Genomic DNA, 17268 nt, shown 5'->3' on the forward strand with positions numbered 1-17268 from the left:
GTCTCCTTGTGCAGGTTCTGTTGGGGCAAGGCCGGAAAGCATGCCAGACGACCGTGCCGGCCGGAACCACGGGGCCATCAGGGGAGCGGGGATCAAGGGAGGGGCGCGGACGACGCGGCTGCCGCCGCCGTTGCCAGGCGCTCCAGCAGCGGATGCAGTTGCCCGCCGCCCTCGCCCACCGCCTGCACCAGCGCCGCATCGTGCGCCAGCACCGCCTCGCTCAGCCGCTGCAGCGCGGCGCGGCCCGCGGGCGTGGGATGCAGGGTCCAGCCGCGGCCATCCCGCGGATCGGGGGCGCGCCGCACCCAGCCCTGGGCGTGCAGCCAGTCCACCAGGCGCATGCCGCCGCTGCGATGCAGCCCCATCGCATCGGCCAGCACGCCCTGGCGCAGGCCCGGGTTGTCCGCCACCAGCACGAGCGCGGCGAAGCGCTGCGGGCTCACTTCGGCCTGCGCGGCGACGGCCCGCTGAAAGTGCAGGTACAGCGCGTTCTGCGCGCGCCGCAGCGCATAGCCCATGAGCTGGTCGAGCACGCCGTAGTCCAGGCCCGGCAGGGGGCGCAGTTCGCCCTCGGGCGCATCCGGGGCGCGCGCCGGCGCCGCAGGCTTGGCCGGCGCATGGGAGGGCAGGGTTTTCGCGCGTGCCGATTTTTGTTGCATTGCGCAACAATAGGCGGCGCCATCGCACGGCGTCAAGCAGGACAACCCGGAGACACACCATGCCCTCTGCACCGCTCCAAATCGTCGTCGCCGGCGGCGGCATCGGCGGCCTCACGGCCGCGCTGGCCCTGGCGGCCCAAGGCCACCGCATCACCGTGTGCGAAGCCTCCGCGCACCTGAAGCCGCTCGGCGTCGGCATCAACCTGCTGCCGCACGCCGTGGCGGTGCTCGATGGCCTGGGGCTGCTGCCCGCGCTGCGTACGATGGGAGTGGAGACCGCCGCGCTGGTCTTCGCCAACCGCCACGGCCAGCCGATCTACGAAGACCGGCGCGGCGTGGCCGCGGGCTACAGCCATCCGCAACTGAGCGTGCACCGCGGGCAGCTGCAGATGTTCCTGTGGGACGAGGCGGCGCGGCACAGCTGCGCAGCGGCGCGCGCATCACCGGCAGGACGACGCCGGCGCCACCGCCCACATCGCCCATGCCGATGGCCGCACCGAGGCGCTGCCCTGCGACCTGCTGATCGGCGCGGACGGCATCCATTCGGCGCTGCGGCGCCAGTTTTATCCCGATGAAGGCGCGCCGTGCTGGAACGGCATGATGATGTGGCGCGGCACCACCGTGGCGCGGCCGTTCCTGGACGGGCGCACCATGGTGCAGGCCGGCCACCGCCGGGCGAAGTTCGTGGTCTACCCGATCGCGCCGCCCGCGGCGGACGGCACGCAGCTCATCAACTGGGTGGCCGACCGCCGCCTGCGCGAGGACGGCTTCGGCGGCGGGCTCCGGGCGCCCGACCGCGCCGACTGGAGCCGGCCCGGCGCGGTGGACGACCTGCTGCCCACCTTCGGCGCGTGGCACTTCGACTGGCTGGACGTGCCCGGCGTGATCCGCGCGGCCACGCAGATCCTGGAGTGGCCCATGGTGGACCGCGACCCCCTGCCCCGCTGGCGCCACGGCCGCGTCACCTTGCTGGGCGATGCCGCGCACCCCATGTACCCCATCGGCTCCAACGGCGCCACGCAGGCCATCCTGGACGCCCGCGCGCTGGCCGATGCGCTGCACGCGCAGCCCGACCCCGTCGCCGCGCTGGAACATTACGAGGCCGCGCGCCGCCCCGCCACCGCCCGCATCGTGGCCTTGAACCGGCAGGAGGGCCTGGACGCCATCCTCGACATGGTGGAAGAACGCGCCCCCGAGGGCTTCGCGCGCATCGAGGACGTGATGGACCCGGCCGTGCTGGCGCGCTGGGTGCAGGAATACAAGGCCGCGGCCGGCCACCGGCAGGTCGAAGCAAAATCGGCCTCCAGCGCATGATTTTCTAGGGCATAATGCTATTATTTTTATAGCAATCGGCTGCCTGATTCTCCGCCGGGGCGCGGGCGGGCGGCGCCCCGGCGCCCACTGCCGATAATCGCCCGATGCCCCGCACCTCCCAACGACTCCATCCCCACCGCGAACCGGTCGCCACGCGCGCCGCGGCCACCGTGCTGCTGCTGCGCGACGCGCCGGCAGCCGGCGGCGGCACCGGGCTCGAAGTGCTGATGACGCGCCGCTCGCCGAACGCCAGCTTCGCGCCCGACGCCTACGTGTTCCCGGGCGGCGGCATCGACGCGCTGGACGCCGCGCCCGCATCGCACGCCGCCGCGGACCGGCGCGCCACGCAGAACGACCAGCGCGTGACGCAGGCCATCGCCGCCATCCGCGAGAGCTTCGAGGAACTGGGTGTGCTGCTGGCGCGCCGTGCCGACGGCCGCTTCGCCGGTGCCGCGGACATCGCCGCGCTCGACCGCCACGAGCCGTTCGTAGCGCAGTGCCAGGCGCGCGGGCTGCGGCTGGCGGCCGATGCCGTGTTCCTGCTCGCCCACTGGACGGCCGACCGCGACCTGCCGCGCCGCTTCGACGTGCCCTTTCTCGTGGCGCGCATGCCCGAGGGCCAGGAACCCGTGGCCGACGAGGCCGAGCAGTTTGAGCCGGTGTGGGTGCGCCCGGCCGACGCGCTGGAGCGCCATGCCGCAGGGCGCTTCTTCATGATCTACCCCACCATCCGCACGCTGGAGCGGCTGGCCCGGTTCGACGGCGTGGACGCCGTGCTGGCCGCCGTGGCGCACGAGGCGCCGCTGTGGACCAGCTGCCCGCGCGCCGGCCTGCTGGCGGGCCGGGAATCGCGCTACATGGAGCACGAGCCGCCCTTCGGCGAACTGGCGCTGGTGTGCCCCGACGGCCAGATCGTGCATCCGCTCGACTGGCAGAGCGACCACCCGGTGCCGCTGCTGCGCAACGTGCAGCGCCTGACCGCGCCCAACCCCGGCGTGATGACCGGCCCGGGCACCAACAGCTACCTGGTGGGCGACCCGGCCACGGGGTTCATCGCCATCGACCCCGGCCCGCAGGATGCCGAGCACCTGGAGCGCCTGTGGCGCGCGGCCGGCGGCGACATCCGCATGATCGTTTGCACGCATTCGCACCCCGACCATTCCCCCGGCGCGCTGCCGCTGCAGGCCCGGGTGGCCGCCCATGGCCGCGCCGCACCGCCCATCCTGGGCCTGCCTTCGGCGCCCACCGCGCGCGCGGCCAGCCACTTCGTGCCCGAGCGCGCAGTGGCGCAGGGCGAGCGGCTCGTGCTGACCGGCCCGTCGCCCGAGGGCGAAGTCACGCACACGCTGGAGGTGGTGCACACCCCCGGCCACGCGGCCAACCACCTGTGCCTGCTGCTGGTCGAGGACGGCCTGCTTTTCAGCGGCGACCACATCCTGAACGGCAGCACCACGGTGGTGGACCCGCCGGACGGCAACATGGCCGACTACCTCGATTCGCTCGACCGGCTCGATGCGCTGTGCGAGCGGCATGGCGTGCAGTTCATCCTGCCCGCGCACGGCTACGTGCTGGGCGATGCGCGCGGCGCCATCGCCGGCCTCAAGGCCCACCGCCTGGCGCGCGAGGCCAAGGTTCTGGCCGCGATGCAGGCCTTTCCCGACGGCAGCCCGGACGACTGGGTGCGCCACGCCTACGGCGATGTGCCCGAGCGAATGTGGCCGGTGGCCCGGCGCTCGCTGCTGGCCCATGTCGAGCGCATCCGCGCACTGAACCTTTCCCTGGAGCCCGGCCATGTCTGATCCCACCCGCGAACACATCCGCCTTGCCAAGCGCGTGGCCGAACAACTGGGCTGCTCGCGCAGCACGGCCGAGCAATACATCGAGGGCGGCTGGGTCCGCGTGGACGGCCGCGTGGTCGAGGCGCCCCGTGCCCGCGTCTCGCCGCACCAGGCGGTGGCCATGGACCAGGACGCCAACCTGAAGGAGCTGACCCCGGTGACCCTGCTGCTGCACAAGCCCGTGGGCTACGAAGCGGGACTGGGCGGCCCGGGCGCACCGCAGGGCCCGGTCGGCGCGGCGCCGGCAGGCCCAGGCCGCCATGGAAGCCACGGCAGCCGCAGCCAGGGCGAGCCCTCGGCGCTCACCCTGCTCGGCGCGGCCTCGCATGCGGCCGACGACGCCAGCGGCACGCGAGTGCTGCAGCGGCACTTCCGCGCGCTCGAATGCTTCACCCCGCTGCCCACGCCCGCGAGCGGCCTGGTCGTCTATACGCAGGATGCGCGCATCGCCCGCAAGCTCGCCGAGGACATCGAATCGCTGGAGCAGGAATGCATCGTCGAGGTGCAGGGCACGCTGTCCGACAGCGGACTGAAAAAGCTCTGCCACGGCCTGAGCTTCAACGGCCGGCCGCTGCCGCCCATCAAGGTGAGCTGGCAGAACGAGACGCGCCTGCGCTTTGCGCTCAAGGGCATCCGCCCCGGGCAGATCCCGGCCATGTGCGAGGCCGTGGGCCTGTCGGTCGTGGCCATCAAGCGCATCCGCCTCGGCCGCGTGCCGCTGGCCAAGGTGCCCGAGGGCCAGTGGCGCTACCTGCAGCCGTGGGAAAAGTTCTGATGCCGGCGGGCGCCCCGCCGCGCGCGGCGCCTCCGCAAACGCTACAAAATCAGTAGCTGCCACCGCAATTTGGTATTGCTCTACAGGCCGATGGACAGGCCACCGATGCCCCAGGGGCTGCGCTACACTCCGCGGCACCGAGGAGAGCAGCCCATGGACATGACCCCACCACCCGCAGACAGGGTGTCTTCCACCTTCACATCGCACGGCATCGAACCGCATGCCCTGGTCTTCACCGGCAGCGGCGGCGAATACTTCCGGGTGTGGATCGTGAACGTGCTGCTGGGCATTCTCACGCTCGGCCTGTACACGCCCTGGGCCCGCCGGCGCACCGCGCAGTACTTCTACGGCCACACCCTGGTGGCCGGCAGCCCCCTCGAATTCACCGCGCAGCAGCGCCGCATGGTCTTCGGATTCGTCGTGCTGCTGGGCCTTACCGTCGCCTACCAGATCGCCGTGCGCACGGGGCAGGACGCCACCGTGGGCCTGTTCCTGGTCGGCGGCGCCCTCCTCGCCCCGCTGATCTGGGGCAGCGCCATGCGCTTTCGCCTCGCCAACACGCGCTGGAAGGGGCTGCGCCTGCAGTTCAACGCCAACTGGCGCGAGGTCTACCAGGCCAGCTGGCCGGTGTTCGCCATCGCCCTGGTGGGCCTGGCGGTGTTCTTCGGTCTGCAGGCCCTGGCGCCCGAGGCGCAGTTGCCGGCCGGCGGGCGCAAGCTGCCGAAGGTGACGGGGCCCATGTGGGGCCTGCTGGCCGTGGGCCTGGTGCTCATCGTGCTGTGCTTCATCCGCCTCGAATACAACTACCGCAGCCTGCTCGTGCTGCGCTCGCAGATCGGCGCCGAGCCCGGCCGCTGGAAGCCGGAGTACGTGGATTTCGTCAAGGTCTGGGTCGCCACCGTGCTGGTGTTCCTCCTGTCGTCGGCCGTGCTGGGCGCCGTCATCGCCGCGGCGCTGAAGGGATCGTGGGCGCTGCTGGCCAACTCCACGCAGCGCATGGGGCTGTGGCTGTTCGTGTTCATCGTGCTGGGGCTCATCCTGTTCTTCGTGGTGTTCCTGCTCGCATCGGCCCCCGCGCGCGCCTTCCGTGAGGCGCGCATGTTCCAGCTCATGTGGAACAACATCGGGGTGAGCCACATGGCCCGCTTCAAGTGCGACCTGCGCGCGGGCCGCTACGTGGGGCTGCGGCTCAAGAACATCCTGCTCACCGTGGTCACGCTCGGGTTCTACCGCCCGTTCGCCCGCGTGAGCGAATACCGCATGAAGCTCGAATCGGTCACCCTGCACATCAAGGGCGGCGTGGACCAGGTGGCCGGGCAGCTCGTGCGCCAGCAGCAGGGCGGCGTGGGCGATGCGCTGGCCGACGCGGCCGGCCTCGACCTGATCGGCTGACGCTTCGCCGTTGCCGCACCGCGACCGCATGGCCGACCCTTCCACGCCCCCGGCCGCTTCGTCCCCCGACCCGGGAGCGCCAGCCCTGGTGCCCGCGTGCTGGTACGACGGGCTGAGCAGCAAAGGCCAGCCAGCGCTCGTGGGCCTGTCGGCCGGCGCGCGCGGGCCCACGCTCACGCTGCACCCCCTCGCCCCCGGCGCCCCGCCCCGCGTGTTCGGCTTTCGCGAGGTCGATTGGCCCGAGGCCTGGAGCGCGAACCGCCCCCCACCGCGCATCGTGGTGGACCTGCGCGACCACGGCAGCCTGGAGATCGAAGCGGTCAGCGCCTGGCAGGCCGCCATGCACGCGGCCGGCCACCGCCCCGGCATCGCGCAGCGCATGCAGACCCGATGGACCGTGCTGGCCGCCACCGTGCTGGCCTCGGTGCTCGCGCTGGTACTGTTCTACCGCTACGGCACGCCCTGGGCCGCCACGCAGCTCACGCGCCACGTGCCGATCGCCTGGGAGGCCGCATTGGCGGACCGCGCCATGCAGCAGATGGACCACGGCACGCTCAAAGCCAGCACCCTGCCCGCGGCGCGCCAGACCCAGTTGCGTGAGCGCTTCGATGCGCTGGCGGCGCAGGCGCGCACCCTGCCGCCGCGCTACGGCGGCTACACGCCACGCCTGCAGCTGGAGTTCCGCCAGGGCATGGGCGCCAACGCCTTCGCCTTGCCCGGTGGGCGCGTGGTGATGACCGACGGGCTGGCCCAGGCGGCCGCGAAGAACGGCCTGAGCGACGACGCGCTGGTCGGCGTGCTCGCGCACGAAATCGGCCATGTCGTGCACCGCCACACCACGCGCACCGTGGTCGAGCAAGGCGTGCTCAACATCGGCCTGGGACTGGCCTTGGGGGATGTGTCGGGCCTGCTGTCCACCGGCGGCGCACTGCTCACCGGCCTGGCCTACAGCCGTGACCACGAGCGCGAGGCCGATTGCTACGCCATCGCGCTCATGGGCCAGGCCCGCCTGCCCACCGCGCCCATGGCCGACCTGCTGCTGGCCATTGCGCACGACGAAGAGAAGAAGCACCCCGGCGCCCCCGCGGGCAAGCCCCAGGAAAGCACGGGCCAGAGCGATCCGCCAAAACAACGCTCACCGGGCGTCGAGCCCGGCGGCGAGGGCCTGCTGTCGCTGCTGAGCAGCCACCCGGGCACCGTGCAGCGCGCGACCGAGCTGCGCGAAGGCCGGGCACCGCACTGCGCCCGCTGATCCGGGCAACGGCCTCGGCCACCATCAAGGCAGCGCATTGGACCCGTGGCTGATCGGGCAACCGAACAGGTCGCCCAGCCAGTCCGCCACCTTCTCCAGTTCATAGCCCAGCGCGACCATAGCCTGCTGTACTTCGGCCGCCAGGGCGCCGAGGCTTTGCAGCACCGAGGCGAGGTCCTTGCCCAGTTGCTTGAACTGGTCCTGCAGGATCTGGCCGACCAGCTGCAGGCCGTTGACAAAGTTGCGCCACTGGTCCTTGACCCAGGCCACGAAGCTGCTCAGGCCGGACAGCACCGCCTGGATCAGGGCCGAGGCCTCCTGCTTCAACGCGGTGAGCAGGTGGCCCGCCACGTCCTTGAGCTGAGCGATGACGCCGGCCACGTTCACGTTCAGCAGGGTGTAGGGGCTGGCCTGGTCGCCCAGGTGCAGGTCGAGCCCGAACAGGCTGAAGTCGAAATACCCGGTCACCACCAGCGCCTGCATGGAGGCCGAGAAGCCCAGGCCGGCCGCCACGCTGAAATCGGGCAGCTGGATTTTGGGCACCAGCGTCACGCCCCAGAGGGTGATGCCGTCCCACTCGATGTCGTGCCAGCCGAAGTTGAAGCCGAACGAAGCGCTGAGCTGCTTGGCCTGCGGGTTGAGCATGAACGTGATGCGGTCGCCGACCCACGCGCCGCAGCCCCCCGTCGGCTGGCCGTTCTGCACCGCATAGTCCAGCTGGAACTGGTTGTCGGTGGTGGCGAGTGCGTAGAGGTGGTCTTCCACCACGTCCAGGAACTTCAGGTACAGCGACGAATAGAAGCGCACCGGGTTGCCGCCATTGATCTGCGGCACCACGATGCCATCCGGCGTGGCGGCGATCGCCAGCATCGGGCCCTGGCCATTCGGCTTGCTGGTGGTGGGGTCCCAGCCGGACAGCGCAAACACACTGCCCCAGGCAATCGCTTTTTGCACCAGGATGTAGCCGGAAAAGCCGGCCTTGGCATCGGCCGATTCGGCCAGCGTGGCTGTCACCTGCACATCGTCCTGGTCCAGCAGGCTGAACTCGGCCTGCAGCCCGAAGCCGGCCGGGAACGGACCGCGGTCGCCGATCTTCTGCAGCTGCGCGCCCTCCACGAACCAGAAGGTAAACTGCTTGATGCTGATGATCTCGTCGAGAAAGCGCACCACGTCGGCGATCTCGGGCTCGTGGTCGTTGTCCAGCGTTTGCGGGGAGAAGTCGAGCGCGAAGGCGGCGTTGAACACATTGGACAGCTGCATCGGCTGCTGGTCGGCCTGCGTCCAGACCGCGATGCCGTTGGGCACCTCGAAATCCACCACCTCCACTTCGAAGCCCACGTCGAACTCGTACTGCGGCGCGTTGGGGTTCTGCAGCTTGAGGTCGCCGCCCGCGCTCAGCGTCACGCCGGCGGCCTCGGCGCCCACCGTCACCGTGCCCTGCAGCTCGACGATGTCCACGGTCTGCAGGCCGAAGGGCTGATTCCAGTTCTGCAATTTGAGGGTGATGCTCAGATCCCCTTGCGACGGAACGATGCTGCCCGTCAGGCCCAGCGTGATCTCGGTGCCGGCATCGGGCCGGAAGATACCGGACGCACTGGCGCTCGCGCTGCTGCTGCCCTGGCCCGGGTCTTCCCATTCGAGCTTGAAGCCGTCGAACTCGAACACCCCGTTGCCCTGGGCACTGAACGTGTTCTTCAGCACCGCCTTAAGCGTCTTGTCACCGCTGTCCTTGGCATAGGTGGCGAACAGGTCGAGCTGCGACACGTCGCCCATGAAGTTGGCAATCGCCTTCAGGGAGTCGGTCAGTTGCAGCGACGAAAACAGCACGAATCCAGGGGCGATGTCGAAATCGGCTGCAATCGCGGGCACGTCGTCCGCGCTCAGCAGGCCCAGCGAGGCCAGGCTGCCGGACTGGCCCGCGATGGTGGATACCACCACCCCGCTGTCGTTAAAGGTCAGTGCCGACAGGGGCGTCCACAGCGACCCCGGCGACCACTGCTGGACCACCGCGCCGAACATGACGCCCGCGCCCTGGTCGGTGCGCTGCACGCTGAGCGCCGCGTTCAGGAAAGGCTGCCCGGAATACAGCAGGCCGCCTTGCCCGTTGAACTGGATGGACGGGCCCGTGGCGTAACTCAGCGTCAACTGCCCCTGGGAAAAGGCGATCTGGTTGGCCGGCGTCCAGTCCAACTCCGCAGGCCACAGGCTTTGCAGCGGCCATTGCAGGCTTGCGCCCATGGTGGCGCTCAGTGCCATTTCCACGCCGCTGTCGCCCCGGCTGAACGTCAGCACCACCTGCGCATCGGTGTACTGCTTGCTGGTGAGCGTCAGCGTGGCGCCGCTCGGGGTCGCCTGCAGATCGAGATCGGCGCCGTCGAGCTGCGCCTGCAGCTGCAATTGCTTGCTGGAAGGATCGACCGCCAGGCTGGCGGACGGGCCGAGCTGCAGCGTGATGCCGTTCAGGTAATAGCCGAGCGCCGTCTGGATCGGTCCCGGAAACTGGCTTTGGGCCAGTTGCAGGACCTTGCTGGCCGCGTCAGTCTTCAGAACGCCCTGGAGGGTGGTGTAGATGTCGTTGCTCATGGCGTCACTGCCCCAGGTTCTTCAAGGCCGAGCGGGCGAACTGGGTCGCCGCGTCGCTGATCTGCTGCAGGTTGTCCTTGATGCAGCCGTTCAGGGCGGACACCACCTGCTCGATCAGCTGCGACTGGCTCAGGAACGCATTGATGAACATGGCATAGGCCGCCTCGTCGTCCGGCAGCGAGATGGTGAGCAGCACATCCTGGTCGCCGGCCACCAGCAGGATCTGGCTGTAGGTCAGCACCAGATCATCCGGCGTGTCGCCCGACGCGTTCAGCGTGGTCTGAATGCCCAGCGTGTTGCTGTTGTTCTGCAGGCTGAGGTTCAGGGTGCCGCTCAGCGGGATCGGCGCGTTCTGGTTCACCTGCACGTTCAGGGTGAAGGGCGTGCTGGCGGTGGCCGGCGGCGAGGGCACCGTGCGGGGACTGCCCTTCACCTGCACCGTGGGCCCGGGGTTCATGGTGCCCAGCAGCAGCGTGGCGCTGGCCTGCTGGTTGGTGCCGAAGACGATGTTGTTCGGTGGCGCGATCAGGTTCGACAGCCCCTGGATCGCCAGGCTCTGCAGCACGATGCCAGACAGGGCGATGTTCTGCCCCATGATCGACGTCGTGAAAGGGCCGGGAATGCTCAGGTTGACGGCGGTGTAGGGCTCCATCACCGGCGATGTCGATCCCAGCACCAGGGTCGGCAGATAGACGTAGCTGCTCGGGTCGTTGAGCGCCCCGCGCGCCCGGTCGAACAGGTATTTGTCCACTGCGTTGGCATCGGTGTCCACGGTGCTGCCTGCCACCTGGGTGCTGCCGAAGATGTCGTCGAAGGCACTCTTCAATTGCTGGTTGAGCAGTTGCTCGACCTGGCCGCGGTTGCCCGGGTCCATCAGCGCGTTGTTGACCTGGGTGCTCAACAGCTGGGCCGCATCCCCGGTGGACAGCACCTGCTTGAAGAACTGGCTCCACGGCGCATAGAAGATGCTGGTGTTGATGTAGGCGGGAAAGGGCACCGGCGAGATGCTCTGGTACTGCAGGTTCTGCAGTGTGAACGTGGGCGTGCTGCCTTGCACCGCAACGAGCTGGACAGTGTTCAGGCCGATCTGCAGCGCCGCGCTGCTGCCGGTGCCGTCCACGGTGACGGTGGTTCCCGACACCACCTTCGCGTTGGACAAAGTCAGCAGCGCGATGCCCGTGGCCAGGCAGTCGAAGCCGTTCGCATGGTCGGACGACAGCGTGAGTCCCAGTGTCGGCGGCGGGGCGACGATGTTCATCTGCTTGTCGACGAAGCACAGGCACTGCTTCAACGTGAACCCCAGCCCGTCGAAGGCCGTGGGGGGGTTGGTCGTGCTGTCCGTTCCCTTTTCAGGGCCCGCCAACGCCAGCGGCTGGTTCCAGTCCTGCCTCGTGGAAGCGTAGGCATTGAGGTTCAGCGTGATGTCCGCGGTATAGCCGGCGTTGCTGGTGGTGACTGCCGGCGGCTCTCCGCTGACCTGGATGTTCGCCAGCCCCTGGATCTCGATGCTGCTCACGTCCAGATCCGGCCCTACGCCGGGATACGGAATCACGTTCAGGTGCTGCGACATGATGTAGGTCACGGCGGCCTTGGCGTCATCGACCATCTGCTGGGTGACGGGAGGCGTGGGATTGGTCTGCAGGCTCAACTGGCCGATCAGCGGAAACAGGGCCTGGAACCAGGATGTGGCCATGTCGGCCGAGATGTCTTGCGCGCCGCCGATGTTGTCCAGGTTCCATTGGGTGCCTTTCAGCGGCAGATAGGGCTTGTTGTCCGAGCCCTTCATGCCGGACAGCGCGACCGGCAGGAACAGGCTGTTGTCAGGCGTGTTGTCGTTGGCCTTCTGCATCAGCGTGTCGTACACGAAATGGAATAGCTGCAAGCCCATGGCGGCGTCCTCTCGAAAATGTTGGCGGTCAGTAAGGTCGATTCACGACATGCAGGGTGATGTCGTGCAATGCCCGCAGGTGCGGGCCGGCGGGCAGGTTCTGCAGGTACTGCACGGCCTGCAGCGCGGTGTCCCGCGCCTGGGCGTAGGCCAGCGCGAAGGCGTCGGAGCGGCGGATCTCATCGACCCAGGCGTTGATCTGCTCCGGCGGCGGGGTCTGCGTGTCGCGCAGATAGAGCACCATGGGGTGGGCGTCACCGAACAGCTTCATCGCATGGATGATGGGCAGGGTGATGCGCCGCTGGTGCAGGTCGATGCCCCGGCACTTGCCGGCTTCCGCATCGGAATGCGCAAGGTCGAAGATGTCGTCCATCATCTGGAACGCGCGGCCCATGTAGCGCCCGAAGGAGCCGAGGCGGCGCAGTTCCGAGGTGCGGGCGCGCATGAGCGCGGCGCCGGATTCGCAGGCCAGGCCGAACAGCACGGCGGTCTTGCGGTCCACCGTGGTGAGGTAGCGGCTCATCAGCGAGTCCGGATGCCAGTACGGCTGCGTGGTCATCTCGTCGATCTCGCCACGGCAGATGTCGAACGCCGAGTCCAGCACCCATTTCACGAGTTGCATGTCGTTCGCGTCCTCGATCGCATCGACGAAGCAGCGCACGGCCTGCAGGAACTGCATGTCGCCGATCATGATCGCCATCTCGGTGCCGCGCGCGGCGTTCACGCTGGCATGGCCCCGCCGCAGCGAGGCGTGGTCGATGATGTCGTCGTGGATCAGGCTCGCCACGTGCAGCATCTCCAGCGACGCGGAGGCGCGCAGCACCTTGTTCGGCAGTTCGCCGCCGGGTTGGAACAGCCGCGCGGTCAGCAGCAGCATCAGCGGGCGCAGCTTCTTGCCCCCCTGGTAGAGCGACATCTCCGCATCGGTCAGATAGCCCTGCTGCGGTTGCAGCGCCTGGGCCAGCTCCCCCTCGAAGCCCTGCATGTCCGCCGCCATCAGCCCCTGCAGGATGGCGTGGACCGGGTCCGGCGCAGCGGCGCCAATCCTCACGGCTGCGAATCCAGCAGGGCCTTGGCCAGCGGCTGGACCAGCGCGCGCTCCAGTGCATCGGCAATGCGGTCGTGCACCAGGCTTTTGATGAAGCGCGCCTCGGACAAGGCATCGCGCGCGGCCTGCGCCGGGCCGTCGCCCAGGGCGCCGTTCCACGCGCCATCGTCGAAGTGCAGGTCGAAGCCGTCCAGCTCGATACGCCCGTCGATCAGCGCCGGTGCGCCCTGGTCGCCCTGCGCACCGAACTGCAGGTACACATGGCATGCCAGGCGGGCGTGCAGCGCCCCCGTCACCAGGGCCACCGGCTTTTGCGCGGCCACCCGAGCGGCATGCTCGGCAATGTCTGCCTGGAGCTTGCGCACGAACGCGCGCTCGTCCTCGCTCAGCGACCACGTCCAGCTGTTGCCTTGCGCATCGCGGCCGCCGATCGGGCTGCCGTTCAGAAAGTTGTGCACTTCATCCACCGAAGGCGTTGCCGCCGGCGTGCCGTTCTGCACCAATTCGTAGACGCCGTCCTTCTGCAATGGGGGCAAGTCTTCGATCTTGGTCACATTGGGGTTGGTCACCTTGATGTTCTGCACGATGCTCGAGCCAAAGCCCAGGGTCGCAGCGGCCGCCTGGTTGTAGGGATTGGTGGGATCCTTGGGATTGTTGGGGTCGGCGCCCTGCGCCATGGCGGTCAGGGTGGTGAGCAAGGCCAGCTTCTGGTTCTGGGCATGTCCGTTGTAGTTGGTGGTGATTCCCGTACCCGAGTTGTTGTATTGCTTTTTGGGATCGTTGACCACGCCGCCCTTGGTCAGCGCCGTGTTGGTGTCGTCGGCCATTTCGGAGATGGCGGAGTTGCCCCAGCCTTGCTGGAACGCGTAGGCCTGGAAATTCTGCTCATTGAAGACATCGTTGAAGGCCGCCCGGTGATTGGAGTAGGTGGTCAGCAGCGTCTGTCCATTGCCGCCAGGCACGTTCTGCAGCAACCCGCGCTGGTCGTTCGCGGTCTGGATCCAGGTGGGGTGCGCGTTGTCGTCCGCGCTGCCGCCGCGGCGCCGGACGCCGATGGGCATGGCCGTGCCGGCACCGTCCAGTCCGGTCTCCCAGATCTGCGTGCCTTTCAGGGCGTGCGTGCCCTGTAGCTCAATGCCCTGCAGGCGCACGGCGAGCACGCAGCGGCCTTGCGCATCGCTGCTGCATTCGACCGCGAGCGGACCGTCGCCGGCCAGCGCCAGCTGCATGCCCGACAGGTCGATGCCCAGGGAGCCGCGCGCAAAACCGGCCTGCGCGGGCATGTTGAGCGCGCGCGACAGCGGCAGCATCGGGATGTCGCCAAGCCCGATGCTGCGGGGCAAGGCGGTGTTCAGGGTGGCGGCGGGCTGATTCTTCCAGCCGTCTTGAAAAGCTTGCATTCCAGCGCTCATGAAAATTCTCCTCGTGCGATGTGACCAGGTCCGGTGGACGGGGACGACAGGTCAGGAAACATTGACGGTGGCCGTGATCAGCAGGTGGTCCGCATCCGCGGCGGAAATGTTCAGATTCGACGCCGTCAGGCTCAGGCTGATGCCTTCGAACGTGATGGGGATGGGCGGCACCGGGAACGAGGCTTTGTCGTTCAGATAGGCCTGCGCTTTGCTCTGGATGGTGGATGTGATGAAGGGCGTGGCAACGCCGATGATGGTGGTCGCCACGTGCTTGAGCAGCCCTGCGTTGAACTTCTCCCAACCGCTGCCGTCTTCGGCGTAGGTGATCGTGAAGCTGGGCAACGGCTGCAATTGCAGCTGGACGGTGTTCGACCCCGACACCACGGGGGCGACGGTGAACGTCAGGGGCGTGGGGCTGGTGGCGAAATCGGCTTTGGCAAAGTCAACCATGGTGTGGCTCCAATCAGGGCAGCAGGTTCGAGGCGGCTTCCAGGGCGCAGGCGGCTGGCACCAGCCACCATGAAACGCCCACCGAGGCGGTGGCGGCGAAGGTGGCAGTGATGTTGATGTTGGGCAGCGTGGATGCCACCGCGATGGAGGCGTTGCTGATCCCGCCGTCGAGCGAGTAGCTCCCCGTCCAGTTGCTGTCGCTGGCGTTGACCTGCGCGGCGTCCATCTTCTGCACAATCGCACCGCTGTACTGGGCCACCAGCGCGGTCAGCAGCTTGCGGCCGACGAGCACGCCCAGCGCCTGCTGCGGCCACTGCACGCCGCTGATATCCGGCGTGCCGTTGGCCACCAGGTTGCTTGCCAGCACCAGGTGCGCGCCGGTGACGGTCATGACCGGTGGGGTGAAGCTCTGCCCTTCCACCGTGATGCTGGGTGGAATCTGGTAGCCCTGCAGCAGGGCCTGGACCTTGGTGTAGACGATCCCGCAGATCACCTGGAGCATGAACTCCGTGGCGCCGGTCGGATTGATCGGCAGCACCGCCACCGATCCCAACTGGACCTGGTTGTTGGACACGGTCACCTGCGCAAACAGGGTGAACGAGAACGTCAGCGGAGAAGGCGGCCCGCTCTGCATGTTGAACGTGGTGGACACCGACGCCAGCTGCACCTGGAACATCTGGTCGGTCGGATCTTTCGGCTTCGTCTGGCCCGACGGCACGAACGTGTTCTTGTCGTTCCACTGCGTGAGGGTCGGTGGCGCCAGCACGAACTGGGGCACGGCATCGATGCTCCAGTTGACGGAGGTGATGCCCATCTGGCCCACGTCCTGAACGCCCTGGAACAGCTTCTGCTTGGCCTGGGCATTGGCATACAACTGGGTCATGCCCTGGTTGAGGGTGCCGGCATCCAGCACCAGCGCGACGTCGTAGCTACTCATATTCCACCTCTCCTTTGCGTGTCGGGTTGGCCGAGCGGGGGTTGTGTGTCCAGTAGGTTTCCATCCACTCGCCGCCATGGCGGTAGTGCAACGGAAAATCATCGAAATCGACCGTGGCGCGGCCGCATTGGGGATCGGCGACCGAAACCGTGCGCTGGGTGCGGCAGTAGCCGTCCACCAGCACGTAGTGCTGCGGCCCCGCATGCCAGCGGATCGCGACCGCGACGGGCCGGCCATCGTCGAGCTCGCGCATCAGGCGGCGAAACGGCGGCCGCCCGCTGCTCCATCCGGCCAGGCAGTTCACGTAGCGCAGGGTGCGCTCCATCGCGGCCTGCTGGTCGTAGCGGGGCTCCAGGAGAAGCGCGGGTGGCGGCAGGCAGTTGGGAAGCACTTCGTCCGGCGCGAGAATGCGCCAGGCCAGCGTGTCCTGCCGCCAGGAGGTATCGCCGTAGTGCGCGGCGATCGCACAGGTCACCGAGGCCCAGCACCAGTTAGTGCGCTGCTGCGGCTCCAGCGGCAGGTTCAGCGCCTGCCCCGTGCTCGCCTCGACCTCTTGCCAGGCAGGAAACATCGGGCCGATGCGCTGCGTCGTGCGGGCCAGCGGCTCGATCCTCACCCTCATGGAAAGGGCACGCACTGGGGCAGCGCCTGGTTCAGCTCCCGGCTGACGATGCTGTTGATCTGCGAAGAGATGAGCTCGCTGATGGCGCCCTTGGCCGCATCCAGAATCAGGTTCTCCACGGGCTGCAGCAGGTAGTTGAGCGGCCCCAGGCCATCGATCCAGACTGAAGCGTTGCCGTAGTTGAAGTTCGCGTTCATGCCCGACAGCTGGTTCAGGCAGAGCTTGCCGCCGGCCGTGCCGGCCTGGAACTGCGCCGTGCCGGAGATGCTGGGGCTGTCGATCCGGACGCTGCCGGAGATGCCCGGATCGAAGAACAGCACCTTCAAGCTGCCACCGGCCTGCGCACTCAGGGAGCTGCTCAGGACTGCATGGAAATTCACCGTACCGGAAATATTGGCACCGGACGATGTGACGTTGCCAACCACCATGTCCTGGATCTGCAGGGACGAAATGCCCGTCAGATTGGAGACGGAATAAGAAGCCGTGCCCACTCCGATGCTGGCGGACCCCGAGGCGACATTGGGATACGGGTCATAGCCAGCGCCCCGGATGGCCCCACCGATTTCGCCATTCAACTGCGTGACGAGTCCCTGCAGGATTTCGTTGAGGATCTGGGTGAATGGATCACTGCTCATGTCTATGTCCTTTGAGAAAAGAAAAATCACCCTCGGGCCAATCGAGGAATGGCAATCCACTCCATGGCTCAGAAGCCGCCTCCAGCGGAAGAGCGCTCGCCAGCGCTGTGCCCCGGTTTCGTGCGAGGTACGGCCATGGCGCAAATGGCACGGCCATGGCGGCTGAAAAACCGCCGCGCCGAGGCGCATCCGACTCGGCCGCTGCTGGAAATGTCTGGCCTGTGGCTGTGAATATTCTGGTGGGATTGGAGGGAGCGCGGCATGAAAGCCGGGTCAATCCTGCTGAAGACTTCTGAAGCGTTCTGAAGGCCGCAGCACCACATGTGCCGAGCCGGTCGACGACGCGTCGCTGCTGCCACGCGGGGCCGTACTGCGGATTTCTTGAAAGAAGAAAACCCGCCTTCCGAGAGGCCGGTCGAAGGAGTGGGATAGGGGGCCGAAAGCCCGACCGATCAGGCGGCTT

The 17268-nt window shown here is 68.1% G+C and carries 15 protein-coding genes; 6 read left to right on the top strand and 9 right to left on the bottom strand.

Translation table 11 applies throughout. From position 1 onward, the window contains the following. Positions 1-92 precede the first annotated feature (92 nt). Positions 93-659: a MarR family winged helix-turn-helix transcriptional regulator gene (locus M5C96_RS21855; RefSeq protein WP_272565239.1), complete on the bottom strand. Its 567-nt coding sequence runs from the start codon at positions 657-659 to the stop codon at positions 93-95. Between the two features lie 59 nt (positions 660-718). Between M5C96_RS21855 and M5C96_RS21860 the strand changes: the two genes are divergently transcribed. From M5C96_RS21860 to M5C96_RS21885, 6 genes are all read left to right on the top strand, one after another. Beyond that, entirely contained in the window at positions 719-1234 is a 516-nt protein-coding gene (locus M5C96_RS21860; protein WP_272565240.1) for a tryptophan 7-halogenase, read from the top strand. Then, positions 1134-1973 carry an FAD-dependent monooxygenase gene (locus tag M5C96_RS21865; protein WP_272569809.1) on the top strand — a complete coding sequence of 280 codons (840 nt, stop codon included), beginning with the start codon at positions 1134-1136 and terminating at the stop codon, positions 1971-1973. The genes M5C96_RS21860 and M5C96_RS21865 overlap by 101 nt, the downstream gene beginning before the upstream one ends. 104 nt (positions 1974-2077) lie before the next feature. Next, positions 2078-3772: an MBL fold metallo-hydrolase gene (locus M5C96_RS21870; protein WP_272565241.1), complete on the top strand. Its 1695-nt coding sequence runs from the start codon at positions 2078-2080 to the stop codon at positions 3770-3772. After that, positions 3765-4586 carry an RNA pseudouridine synthase gene (locus M5C96_RS21875; protein WP_272565243.1) on the top strand — a complete coding sequence of 274 codons (822 nt, stop codon included), beginning with the start codon at positions 3765-3767 and terminating at the stop codon, positions 4584-4586. Before M5C96_RS21870 ends, M5C96_RS21875 begins: the two co-directional genes overlap by 8 nt. 159 nt (positions 4587-4745) lie before the next feature. Next, complete coding sequence (locus M5C96_RS21880; protein ID WP_442867406.1) at positions 4746-5978, top strand: YjgN family protein; 1233 nt, start codon at positions 4746-4748, stop codon at positions 5976-5978. A gap of 28 nt (positions 5979-6006) precedes the next feature. Next, positions 6007-7230, top strand: coding sequence for a M48 family metallopeptidase (locus M5C96_RS21885; RefSeq protein ID WP_272565246.1), 1224 nt, complete (start codon positions 6007-6009; stop codon positions 7228-7230). 24 nt (positions 7231-7254) lie between these two features. Here the strand turns inward: M5C96_RS21885 and M5C96_RS21890 are convergent, their stop codons facing one another. From M5C96_RS21890 to M5C96_RS21925, 8 genes are read right to left on the bottom strand one after another with little or no spacing between them, the layout of a single operon-like run. Then, positions 7255-9813: a hypothetical protein gene (locus M5C96_RS21890; RefSeq protein WP_272565247.1), complete on the bottom strand. Its 2559-nt coding sequence runs from the start codon at positions 9811-9813 to the stop codon at positions 7255-7257. Between the two features lie 4 nt (positions 9814-9817). Then, positions 9818-11701, bottom strand: a complete 1884-nt coding sequence (locus M5C96_RS21895; RefSeq protein ID WP_272565249.1) for a hypothetical protein — start codon at positions 11699-11701, stop codon at positions 9818-9820. Between the two features lie 28 nt (positions 11702-11729). After that, positions 11730-12752 carry a polyprenyl synthetase family protein gene (locus M5C96_RS21900; protein ID WP_272565251.1) on the bottom strand — a complete coding sequence of 341 codons (1023 nt, stop codon included), beginning with the start codon at positions 12750-12752 and terminating at the stop codon, positions 11730-11732. Beyond that, entirely contained in the window at positions 12749-14161 is a 1413-nt protein-coding gene (locus M5C96_RS21905) for a hypothetical protein (RefSeq protein ID WP_272565252.1), read from the bottom strand. Before M5C96_RS21905 ends, M5C96_RS21900 begins: the two co-directional genes overlap by 4 nt. A gap of 51 nt (positions 14162-14212) precedes the next feature. Beyond that, the gene (locus tag M5C96_RS21910; RefSeq protein ID WP_272565253.1) at positions 14213-14611 is read right to left on the bottom strand and encodes a hypothetical protein; all 399 of its coding nucleotides are present in this window, start codon (positions 14609-14611) and stop codon (positions 14213-14215) included. A gap of 13 nt (positions 14612-14624) precedes the next feature. After that, a complete protein-coding gene (locus tag M5C96_RS21915) occupies positions 14625-15548 on the bottom strand; it encodes a hypothetical protein (RefSeq protein WP_272565254.1) in 924 nt (307 codons plus the stop codon). Beyond that, positions 15541-16170 (bottom strand): C39 family peptidase, encoded by a 630-nt coding sequence (locus tag M5C96_RS21920; protein WP_272565256.1) that lies wholly within the window; start codon positions 16168-16170, stop codon positions 15541-15543. Before M5C96_RS21920 ends, M5C96_RS21915 begins: the two co-directional genes overlap by 8 nt. Next, entirely contained in the window at positions 16167-16805 is a 639-nt protein-coding gene (locus M5C96_RS21925) for a hypothetical protein (RefSeq protein WP_272565257.1), read from the bottom strand. Before M5C96_RS21925 ends, M5C96_RS21920 begins: the two co-directional genes overlap by 4 nt. Between the last annotated feature and the right edge of the window lie 463 nt (positions 16806-17268).

It is taken from the genome of Acidovorax sp. GBBC 1281 (assembly GCF_028473645.1).
Lineage (GTDB): Bacteria > Pseudomonadota > Gammaproteobacteria > Burkholderiales > Burkholderiaceae_C > Paracidovorax.